The organism is Rhodovulum sp. 12E13 (assembly GCF_003340565.1).
Taxonomy (GTDB): Bacteria; Pseudomonadota; Alphaproteobacteria; order Rhodobacterales; family Rhodobacteraceae; genus HLUCCA09.
On record NZ_QPLK01000053.1, the window covers coordinates 1 to 9,803 of the forward strand.

The 9,803-nt window shown below is 64.6% G+C and carries 13 protein-coding genes; 7 read left to right on the top strand and 6 right to left on the bottom strand.

Going from position 1 to position 9,803, the window contains the following annotated elements:
• On the bottom strand, nt 1-246 hold a 246-nt coding region (locus DLJ49_RS22620), incomplete at its 3' end, for a hypothetical protein (RefSeq protein ID WP_233489327.1).
• A 69-nt stretch (nt 247-315) separates the two neighbouring features.
• Between DLJ49_RS22620 and DLJ49_RS20125 the strand changes: the two genes are divergently transcribed.
• Nucleotides 316-546 carry a hypothetical protein gene (locus tag DLJ49_RS20125; RefSeq protein WP_115395305.1) on the top strand — a complete coding sequence of 77 codons (231 nt, stop codon included), beginning with the start codon at nt 316-318 and terminating at the stop codon, nt 544-546.
• A gap of 223 nt (nt 547-769) precedes the next feature.
• Here the strand turns inward: DLJ49_RS20125 and DLJ49_RS20130 are convergent, their stop codons facing one another.
• Genes DLJ49_RS20130 through DLJ49_RS20140 form a run of 3 tightly spaced genes read right to left on the bottom strand, consistent with a single transcriptional unit; the run spans nt 770 to nt 3,796 of the window.
• Nucleotides 770-1,123, bottom strand: a complete 354-nt coding sequence (locus DLJ49_RS20130) for a VRR-NUC domain-containing protein (RefSeq protein ID WP_115395306.1) — start codon at nt 1,121-1,123, stop codon at nt 770-772.
• Nucleotides 1,120-2,538, bottom strand: a complete 1,419-nt coding sequence (locus DLJ49_RS20135; protein ID WP_115395307.1) for a DEAD/DEAH box helicase — start codon at nt 2,536-2,538, stop codon at nt 1,120-1,122. Before DLJ49_RS20135 ends, DLJ49_RS20130 begins: the two co-directional genes overlap by 4 nt.
• A 22-nt stretch (nt 2,539-2,560) precedes the next feature.
• Nucleotides 2,561-3,796 (bottom strand): plasmid recombination protein, encoded by a 1,236-nt coding sequence (locus DLJ49_RS20140; RefSeq protein ID WP_147277372.1) that lies wholly within the window; start codon nt 3,794-3,796, stop codon nt 2,561-2,563.
• A 166-nt stretch (nt 3,797-3,962) separates the two neighbouring features.
• Between DLJ49_RS20140 and DLJ49_RS21545 the strand changes: the two genes are divergently transcribed.
• From DLJ49_RS21545 to DLJ49_RS21550, 4 genes are read left to right on the top strand one after another with little or no spacing between them, the layout of a single operon-like run.
• A complete protein-coding gene (locus tag DLJ49_RS21545) occupies nt 3,963-4,205 on the top strand; it encodes a hypothetical protein (protein ID WP_147277373.1) in 243 nt (80 codons plus the stop codon).
• On the top strand, nt 4,202-5,113 hold the full coding sequence (locus tag DLJ49_RS20145; RefSeq protein WP_158547526.1) for a PD-(D/E)XK nuclease-like domain-containing protein: 912 nt from the start codon (nt 4,202-4,204) through the stop codon (nt 5,111-5,113). The genes DLJ49_RS21545 and DLJ49_RS20145 overlap by 4 nt, the downstream gene beginning before the upstream one ends.
• 12 nt (nt 5,114-5,125) lie before the next feature.
• Nucleotides 5,126-6,223, top strand: coding sequence for a DEAD/DEAH box helicase family protein (locus DLJ49_RS20150; protein ID WP_115395310.1), 1,098 nt, complete (start codon nt 5,126-5,128; stop codon nt 6,221-6,223).
• Nucleotides 6,223-6,435: a hypothetical protein gene (locus DLJ49_RS21550; protein ID WP_147277374.1), complete on the top strand. Its 213-nt coding sequence runs from the start codon at nt 6,223-6,225 to the stop codon at nt 6,433-6,435. The genes DLJ49_RS20150 and DLJ49_RS21550 overlap by 1 nt, the downstream gene beginning before the upstream one ends.
• Nucleotides 6,436-6,452: 17 nt before the next feature.
• Here DLJ49_RS21550 and DLJ49_RS21555 read toward each other — a convergent pair whose 3' ends face one another.
• Nucleotides 6,453-7,091 (bottom strand): hypothetical protein, encoded by a 639-nt coding sequence (locus tag DLJ49_RS21555; protein WP_147277375.1) that lies wholly within the window; start codon nt 7,089-7,091, stop codon nt 6,453-6,455.
• Here DLJ49_RS21555 and DLJ49_RS20155 point away from each other — a divergent pair.
• Nucleotides 7,090-8,004, top strand: coding sequence for a hypothetical protein (locus tag DLJ49_RS20155; protein ID WP_115395311.1), 915 nt, complete (start codon nt 7,090-7,092; stop codon nt 8,002-8,004). The two genes, DLJ49_RS21555 and DLJ49_RS20155, sit on opposite strands and share 2 nt — an antisense overlap.
• Before the next feature lie 229 nt (nt 8,005-8,233).
• Nucleotides 8,234-8,902, top strand: coding sequence for an MT-A70 family methyltransferase (locus DLJ49_RS20160; protein WP_115395312.1), 669 nt, complete (start codon nt 8,234-8,236; stop codon nt 8,900-8,902).
• Here the strand turns inward: DLJ49_RS20160 and DLJ49_RS20165 are convergent, their stop codons facing one another.
• Nucleotides 8,903-9,637, bottom strand: a complete 735-nt coding sequence (locus DLJ49_RS20165; RefSeq protein WP_115395313.1) for a BglII/BstYI family type II restriction endonuclease — start codon at nt 9,635-9,637, stop codon at nt 8,903-8,905. It lies immediately after the preceding gene.
• Between the last annotated feature and the right edge of the window lie 166 nt (nt 9,638-9,803).

Here is a 9,803-nt window from a genome sequence, read left to right on the forward strand (position 1 = left end):
GGGCCCACGCGCACCGTCAACAGGCGTCGCGCCGCTCGGGAGGGTCTGCACAACCCTCGACCGGTCCTCACGACCGGCCCACGACCGCCAAATCCGCCGCTCAGACGCATTCGGTGAATACTGCGGGATGAAGACGGTCACATTGCCCTCGGCACGGGCGGCGAAGGCTCGTATTTCCATCACTTTGAAGACTACCCTTCCGCCGATGAGATCGAGGATGTTTTCAACGTCCTGATGGAGCTTCACGCGGAAGACGCAGCCTGAATTGCAAGCCCCGGCCCAGCGCCGGGGCGAATTCACTGGAAGGAAAAAGACATGGACGACGATTTCGAATGGGGCCCCTGGCTCCCTCACGACGACAGCGGATGGCCGCCTGGTGTCGAGCCAGACGAGGTCGTTCTTGCAGAGATCCGAGGCGACGCCATGCCGCCGATGCCCGCATGCCGTCTCGACTGGCACTGCCCAGGCGATCCGGTGACGCGGTATCGGCGCCGGGAGTGGAAGGCCCTCGATGAGGTCGACGCGCTGGAAGAGGTGACGGCATGACCCCGACCCAAGAGCAAGTCGCCCGCCGCGCCGCCACTGCATTCGTGCGGCGGATCGGGAAAATGTGGATGTCCGAGGTCTTCGCGCATGACGCCTTTGTTGCGCCACGCGGGTTGAAATGCTCGCTCAGCGTGAAACGATATGGAAGCAGATCGGTTTCGCTCAAATGGATACTCGGCGATGAAGGAGTGCAGGCTCGCGTTATAGACGCGGTGCAAGACTATCATCGCCCGGATCCGGAGGTTGTCGAAGAGCTTGTTGAGGCGGCCCGCACCGCGCTCACCGCGTCGTCCGGTGACCGCGCCACAACATAGACCGCCCCGGCCTTTTCGGCCGCCGCCTGGAAAGCCGCCTGCGCCTTGCGCTGGCGGCCCTTCTTCGTCTTGACCTCGACGAAGACCGCGCGTCCATCGACTACACCCACGATATCGGCGATGCCAGGCGGGCCGAGGCTCACCCACGCGCCGCGATCGCTGCGGATCCGCCCGGCGTTCTGCCGCCAGAAGATGCCGTGGGGATGGAACTCGGCGGATAGCCCGGCGAGGATGCGGTTCATGAGCGCGGTTTCGGCGTTCATGGCCGGATCCCCACCGCCTCGAGGTCCGACCGGATCAGCGCCGCCACCTCGACGTCGCCCGCGCGCTCCGCTTGGTCGAGCCTGCGCTTTGCGACCCGCGCAGCCTCGGCGCGCGCGTCCGGCCACCTCCAGCCCTTCGCATTGAACAGGAAGCCCATGTGCTGCTTGACCGGTCGCCCAGCGCGATCCCGAATGGCTTTCTCTGCCTCGTGCCGCGCGTCGATCTCAGCCGCCTCGCGCTTGCGCATTTCGACCGCCTCGCGCTCGGAGATCCGGCGGTCCTGGCGGTTGTCATGACCGCACGCCGGGCAGACGGATCCACCGGCGCTTTCCCATATCCGCATGCACTGCTCGCACGTCCGCACGCCCAGCGCCCGGCCGTCTTCGGTGCGCTCGTCCGGGCCCGGCTGTCCCCCGGCGCGCCAGTCGCTCTTGAGCGTGAGGGTGCCGAGCCGATCGGCGTTGCCGGAATGGTCATGGACAACACCGCACGGCTTTCCTTCGGCCGCGCGGGCGGCGCGGCCCAGCATCTGGACCCAGAGGTGCGGCGATTTGGTGGGCCGAAGCGCGAGGATGTGGCGCAGGTCAGGGAGGTCAAAACCGGCGGACACCTTTGAGACGGAAAGGACCAGACCGCCGTCCTGTAGCGCGCGGATCTTCCTCGCCGTTTCGTCCTCGCCGTCTCTGCCCGTCAGCACCTCAGCCGCTATGCCCTCGGCATGGAAGCGCGCGGCCACCGCCTCGGCGTCCGCGATGTCGATGCAGAAACCCAGCGTCGGCTCGCCCGCGCACCTGGTCGTGTAGCTCTCGAGCACGCTTCCCAAGCGCTGGGCCTTCTCGCGCTCGGCGACCTCCAGGAGCCCCGCGGTCTGGTAGTCCCCTTTTGACAGGGCGACGCCGGACAGATCGGGCGTGTAGGGCGTCCAGTATTCCAGAGGCGAGAGGAAGCCGTGAGCGGTCAGCCAGGCGGCGTCTCGGCCGGCGACGTGCGCGTCGGCGAGTTTGAAAAGACCGGGTGTCGGTGTGCCGGTGAAGTCCACGACCAGCGTGCCCGGATGCGCCGCGGCCCCGACGACGCGGGCGTATTGTGTCGCGGCGCCGCCCATGTGCGCCTCGTCGATGAGCACCAGACAGAATTTCGGGAGCCGATCGCGGCGCGCGTCGGCCGCCTGGACAGTCATGACCTGGATAAGGTCATGCCCCCGCGCCCGCTTTCGGAGTTGATCGACGACGGCTTTGCGGTTGCTCAATACGAAAACCGGCCGTCCGGCCGCGGCGTAGGCGTGGGCGAGGTGCTCGATAACGACCGATTTGCCGTATCCCACAGAGGCTTCGAAGAGCACGCGCCGGGCGCCGCCGAGCACTGTCGACCGCAGGGTTTTGACGTCGTTCTTCTGATACGGCCGGAGCTCCATACCCCGGAAATGCGGCCCGGCCTCACTCCCCGCGCTGGCGTCCGCCGATGCGACCGGCGAGGTCGCGCATGCCCTCGAAAGCTTCGAGTCCCCGCGCGACAAGCGGATGTGATGTCAGTCCGAGGTGGCGCGCCGCAGCCCGAATGTGGTCTGCGAGGTCTCTCCACTTGCGGATGTCTTCGACAAACGCGCGTCGGCGCTTTTCCATCTCCGCACGCCCCGTCTCGACCGCGGCCCACGCCGTCCGGATCCGGCCATGCTCCTGGTCGCGCTCTTGCTCGAACTTCGCCCTTTCGGCGGCCAGCGCCTCTCGAATCTTGCGCGCCTCGTCCTCATGCCTTTGCCGCGCGGCCTCGGCCTCGCGCCGGGCTTTTTCCGCTGCCTCGCGCTCCGCCCTGGCTTTCGCCTCGGCTCTCTTCTCTGCCTCTTCGCGCTCGCGGGACTGCTCGAGGGCCCAGTCGCGGACGCTCGTGACCTTCGGCTTTTTCGGGACCGGACGGCCCTCTCTCCGCGCCTGCCGGCGCTCCTCTGCGTGACGCCGCCCGCGGACGAGTCCGAGGTGCTTGAACGCCGCGGCGGCGAGGTCTTGCGCCCGCTCCGGGTTCTTCGAGAGCGGCATGTCTGTGGGCTGCAGCAAAGCTTGCCGCCCCCGGTTCTTGCTCGTCGTCTCTTTCCAGCGACGGGCGTATACGTGAAGGTGCGGCGCCCGCTCGTCTTCCTCCCACACCGCGAAAAGAACGTCTTCCTCGGACCAATGCTTCTTCATGAACGCGACGGCGGCATTCTTGAATCGGCGGACTTTCTCTTCGTCCCGGAATCCGAGGCCGGGAAAACTGGAGTCTTCGAACCAGCTGGCGTCAGCCGTGACCACGTATCCGCGCAGAACGCCTTTCGATTGATTGCGTTTCCACGGGCTTTCTACGGGCGTCGCTTCGATGCGCTTCGCCGCGCCGGGCCGTCCTTTTTCCCGCTGCGCTTCGGCGTGTTCCGCTCTGTTCAGCTCTGCGGCGACTTGGACTTCTTTCTCGAACGCGAGCAGGCTTTCGAGTGACCCGGCGACGACCTCATTCCCATGCGCCGCATCCGGGTTGCACCAGCGCTGCGCGCGCCGGTGCTCAGGGCGATGGTGCCGCGCGAGCCTCTGAACGTCCCGCGGCCAGAAGCTGCGCTCCTGGTAGACGACGGGTGTAGCTTTCTGTCCCATGCCGGGGATATGGCGGCTGGCAGAGCCATCCGCGCTCACTGCAAAACTTGACAAATCCCGCGCGCGGGACCGCCTTCGGCTTTCGTCAAGTTTCGCGTTCGCCAAGGGGTTAGGGCTGCCGCCCTTCCCCCTGGACCCCCAACACCCGTTTTCGCGCCCGGAGATTTTGGACCGACCTCCACGGGGCGTAATTCCCGTGGGATCGGAACAGAGACGGCACATGACCCAGCGCCTCACGACACTGAAAGACGCCCTCGCGATGGTCGAGAACGCGCCCGCCGATGCTGGCTACCGCCAGATCGCGGCCGACGCTGTGACCGTTGCGGACGCGCGGTCAGAGGTCGAGATGCGGGCATGCGATGTCCGCGATGCCATCGCGGCTCTGGCCCGGTCGGTGAACGCGCTGGCGGCCGCAGAAGCGGCCCAGCGTCTTACGGAACTGAGGACCGGATTGGACCGATGAACGACATTTCCCAAGATCCCGCGCCCGGACTGCAGGAGGGACTGCACCGTCTCGCGGCCGACAAATATCACGCCGACCCGTGCCCCGGGCCGTCGCTTTCGAGCACACTTGCGAAGGTTCTGGTCACGCGGAGCCCGCTTCACGCATGGCACGCGTCGCCCCGGCTGAACCCCGATTTCGAGCGCCGGGACAGCAAGGTCTTTGACATTGGCCGCGCCGCCCACCGGTCCCTTCTCGGCGCCGGTGACGACTTCGTCGAGTTTCCTCCTGACCTGCGCTCGCCTGACGGTGGGATCCGCACGAAAGAGGCCAAGGCGAAGGACGCAGAGCTGCGTGCGGCGGGCCTGACACCCCTCAAGACCGAGGAGATCAAGGCGATCGAGGAGATGTCCGGCATCGCGCGGCGTCGCCTCGCGGAACTCGGTGTCGAGATCGACCCGGCCTTCGCCGAGCGCGTCGCGATCGCGAAGATCGACGGCGTGTGGTGCCGGGCGATGCTCGATCATGTCGCCGACGACCCGGCAGCCCCCATCTTCGATCTGAAGACGTGCGAGGACGCGTCGCCGGAGGCGGTCCAGCGCGCGATCGCAACCTACGGCTACGACGTGCAAGCCGGACATTACCGAGACGTTTTCCGGGCTGCGACCGGTGAACCGGACTTCCGCCGTTTCTTCTTCGGCTTCCAGGAGAAGAAGCGGCCACATGAGATGACGCTCGTCGAGCTGTCCTACGAGACGCTGGACATCGGGCACAGGAAGGCAGCCCGGGCTCGGGCCCTTTGGGGGTCGTGCCTGCTCAACGGAACCTGGCCGGGCTATCCGGTCGGCCTGCACACCGTCGACCTCCCTGCATGGTCCGCCGCCGCGTGGTTCGAGCGCGAGAGCGTCGAGCAATCCCTTTCTGCCTGAACAGGAGACATCATGGGCAAGATCACTTTCACTCCCGCACATCAGATCGCGGATCCTCTCAGCGTGTCTGTCGGTCTTTCAGGAGGATCCGGAACCGGCAAGACGTACACTGCCGGGCTTCTCGCCCGCGGCCTCGCCGAGGGCATCACGGGAAAGGCCGGCGCGCCGTTCGGTTACGTAGACACGGAGAACCGCCGTGCACTGCACTACCGGTCGGACTTCCCCGAGATGATGCACTTCGACTTTTCTGCCATCGATCCGGACACCGGCGAGATGCTCGGTTTCGGGCCGGAGCGCTGGATCGAGGTAATCGACGCCGCCGAAGAGGCCGGCCTTCCCGTCCTGATCCTCGACAGCTTCTCGCACGCATGGGAGGGCGTCGGCGGTGTCCTCGATCTGCACGCCCAGGTCCTCGACGAGATGGTCGCCGCCGCGGAGAAGCGGGCAAACGGACGGTACGAGGTCGACCCTCAGAAATACTCGCAGCTCGCGTGGGCGCAGGTGAAGCCGCGCTACCGCCGGCTCATCGACCGGATCGTGCGGGCGAAGTGTCAGATCGTGGTCTGCACCCGGGCGAAGCCGGTTATGCAGACCTTCGACAAGAAGCTGCGAAAGGAGGTCAACGCGCGGAAGACGAAGACGCGCCGCGCCGACATCCCGTGGGATCCGGCCGCCGACGGCGACCTCATGTTCGAGATGACCGCGATGGTCATCCTCGATCCTTCCGCGCCCGGCTGCCCCGTCCACCAGGTCAAGGTGGCAGACCAGTTCAAGGCGCTGTTCGACCCGGCCCGCCCCATGGGCGTCGCTACTGGCCGGGCCATGGCTGAGTGGGCGAAGAACCAGGACTCGGCCGCTGAAAGCAAGCGCGTCCTCGACGCCGCCCGCGATGCCGCCCGCGGCGGGCGCGAGGCGTTCGCCGCGCACTGGAAGGGGCTGTCGAAGACCGACCAGGCGCTCGTCCGGACCATCACCGACGAATGCAAGGGGTTGGCTGAGGCCGCCGATCGCGCCGCGGTGCAGGCAGACTCTGACCCGCTCGACGATGACGAACGCGCGCGGGCCGCGATCGGGGCGTATCGTCGGTTGATCGGAGAGGGGGAGGGGTGATGGCACTTCCCACCGGCACGCTCTTCCTCCTGGGGCTGCTATGCCATCTCATGAGTCTTGGGCTTGCTCGTGACTCAGGATTTTTGTCCGCACGCAAAGGGCCCGGAGGTGTTCCTTGGGCCCTTTCTCTCCTGCTGTCGGTGGTGGGGTTCATCTGGTTTACCGCTGGCGCCCTGTCAGTCGCGCATCTGATCTTCGGCGGTTCCGCATGACACGGTGAGGTGTCCTGTCAAGCTCGCGGATGACGACCCTCTGAGCGCGACCCGAGGCGATCACGGGCGAACCTGAAAACGGCGAGTGTCACCGAGTTGCCCGTTCCAGCGGGGCTCGTGAGCGGCGCGCGGGTCGACATTATCGCATCCTTGACTTCTTGCTCAGTCACGCCTTGTGCCAGCGCCATCTCGCGCAACAGGGCAACGGATGCACGAGAAGCGTCAGCTTGATCGAGAATAGCGTATGAGACTTGAGCGCCACCGACCAAGAAAATGCCGCCGATAATCTGAAGAACGCCGACAAATATTGAGTCTTCACTCCCATACCTCCCGAGGTTCGTGGCGATTAGCAGAAATCCCACTGCTGTGGTGAGAACCCCAACAAAGGTCACAAATCGAAGCACGCCGCGAGCGGTGCGGTAATTTTCTGTGAACATTGACCACCTCTCAGTCCATTTCAGGCTCCGTTTTAATTCTTGACGATGCCAGAAACTGGATGCTTTCAAGGATATTTTGTGTCCTTCGACGCTCATCAGCGACTTTCTTCTCGCAGATTTTTGGATCTCCACGCCGGGGGCTATCTCCACTCCAGCGGCATGGAACACAGCATGAACACCGCCCCGGCTGCCGCTGCGGGGCACATTGGAGACAGACATGACAATCCGCGATACCGACACCGCATACCTCTTCGAGCTTGACGGCCAGGCCGCAGGAAAAGGCCCTTTCAGTGGTAGCTTTCGTCACGCTGCAAAGAGCGCCGGCGCCCGCTGGAACGCTGACGAAAAGGCATGGGTTCTGCCGCTCGAGCAGGCCGACGACATGCGCGCCGCTCTCAAGACAGCATACGGCGCTTTTGTCGACGAGCTTGCAGGAGAGCCTGCAGAAGTCGAGCGCAAGCGCTACCTTGTCGAGCTCACCGGGCCTGTTTCTCTCGGCCGCGGCACGCACAAGATGTGCGTTGGCACCGTAACCGTTGCTACTTTCTGGCAGGGCCGCGCTGGCCGCAGACAGCTTCTCGACCCGGTGAGGCTCTACCTCGGCGACGGCGTTGAGCTCGTCTCTGGCGGCTGGAAAGACGGCGACCGCGTCCCCGGAGAAGCAGTCCAGGTCAGCGAAGGCACTGTTCTGTCCGTCAAGCTTCCCGCGACTGTTGCGGAAGCCGGCGAAGGTTCGGGCCACCTCCGCGTCATCGGGGAAGACGCGGGCGCCTCCGAGCGCCGTGTCGAAAAAGCGGAAGCCGAGGTCATGGCGAACGACTCGGACGCATACCGCCGCCTGCAAGCGACGGTGCGCCTTCCTGCCGGCCGCTTTCTCAACAGCGTTGAGCGAGCAGAGCAGGACCGTCAAAACGCAGAGTTTTCCGGCGTTCCACTCGGCCGCAGGTCGTCGGCATGGCTGCTCGCATACGCCCGCCATCGTCTCGAGACCGAGGGATGCCCTGCAGCTCTTCGCGCCGCGGTCGAAGCATACGATCGCCGCCTCGCCGGCGGGGAGCCAGAGGAACTGCCGAAGTTTTCGCTCTCGGCGCATGAGCGGCTGGCCGTCCGGGGGGCTGTCTGCGCCGCGTGACAGTTCACGGGGCGGCTCTCCTCCCTCGGTTACTCTACCTGGGTCAACCAGCCCGTTGAAGCACGCCGTGTCCGCCCCAGCGCTTGCGCGTTTCATGAGCACGGCATTCCGGGAACGAGCGCAGCACTGGCGAGACAGTGCAAGGACCCCCGCCGAGAGGCGGGGGTTCGACGTTGCGAGACGCAACATATTGGGCTACTCCTGAGCGGGAGGCACAGGGAGCAGGCGTATGGAAGGCGAAAAGGCGTTCGAGGACCTACGCGGTTTCCTCGGTGATGACCGGTTCGGATGCGTCATGGCGGACCCACCTTGGAGGTTTGTCAACCGCACCGGCAAGATCGCGCCGGAGCACAAGCGCCTAAGCCGGTATCCGACCCTCACGACCGACGAGATCGCCGCCCTGCCTGTCGCCGATCACCTCGAAGATCGCGCCCACTGCTACTTGTGGGTGCCCAACGCCCTGCTGCCGGACGGACTGCGGGTCCTGGCGGCCTGGGGTTTCGAGTACAAGAGCAACATCGTTTGGGAGAAGGTGCGGAAGGACGGTGGTCCGGACGGACGCGGCGTCGGCTTCTACTTCCGGAACGTCACGGAGATCATCCTGTTCGGGGTCCGGGGCAAGGACGCTCGAACGCTGCCGCCAGGCCGGCGCCAGGTGAACAAGATCCTGGCCGAGGAGCCTGACGGGGATCTGTTGAAGACGCGCAAGCGGGAGCATTCGAGGAAGCCTGACGAGCAGTATGAGATCATCGAGTCCTGTTCCTGGGGCCCGTATCTCGAACTCTTCGGGCGCGGTATCCGGGACGGTTGGACTGTCTGGGGGAACCAGGCCGATCTCGACTACAAGCCGACGTGGAAAACATACCCCTACAATTCGGGCGTGACCGCAGCAGAGTGATCATGGAATAACGATAGACGCCGGCAGTCCGATGAGAAGCATTGGGCACGGATTGCCGACGCCACGGTCAATCCGTTCTTCCAGCTTAGCCCAGTGCGTTGTCGCCGTGCCGAACTTGTCTGATGTGAAGTGTTTCGCGAATGCCTTGGCGAAAGGGATTTGTCTGTCTGTCAGCTTCTTTACCGCTTCACGCTGGCGCGCGGTCCGATCTTTCATATCGAAGTGCTTTTTTAGATCGGCTTCATCGAGGACGGCGTATTTCCTCAGGCAGTCTTCGATGATCTGCCGCATGCTGTCTTGCAGTGACCGACCGCGAGTGATCATGACGCCCATTGAGATGGCGGTCTGTTGGTGCAGGCGCTGGAAGTTTTCCAGGTCGCGATCGAAGAACGGGTCTTTGTTATTCCACTCGATTTCGAGAGCGATCGTCCCGTTCTCTGCGCGCCTCACGTGATCGATCTCATGGCTCATCGAGAGCTGTTCCGCCCCGTCAAGATAGCTCTTGAACTCGAAGTTGTGTTTCGGCCAGCCCTTATCGGAGAGCTGCCGCCGCAGCCACTGCGTGGATTTCGCCTCGCCTCCCCCTGATCCGACCAGGTCTTCCGCCGGTATCGTCATCTGCAGGAGAACATCTTCGAGCTCCTGGGCCTGCCCTGGAAAGTCCAGGGCGAAGATCGCCTCGGCATGGTTGCGGATGACAACGTCGAACCCGGCACTCACAAGCCCCTTGAACACTGCCCCTCCAAGAAATCGAATCCCCTTTTCCTGACCTTTATCCCGCCTTATTCATCGAAATCGGGGGTAATGGCTGGCGTGCCCGCGAAAGCTCTGTAGAATCAAGTTGCTACACCAAGTCCGACAGCAGCCCTCGGAGCACGCCATGGGTGAAACGCTACAGCCG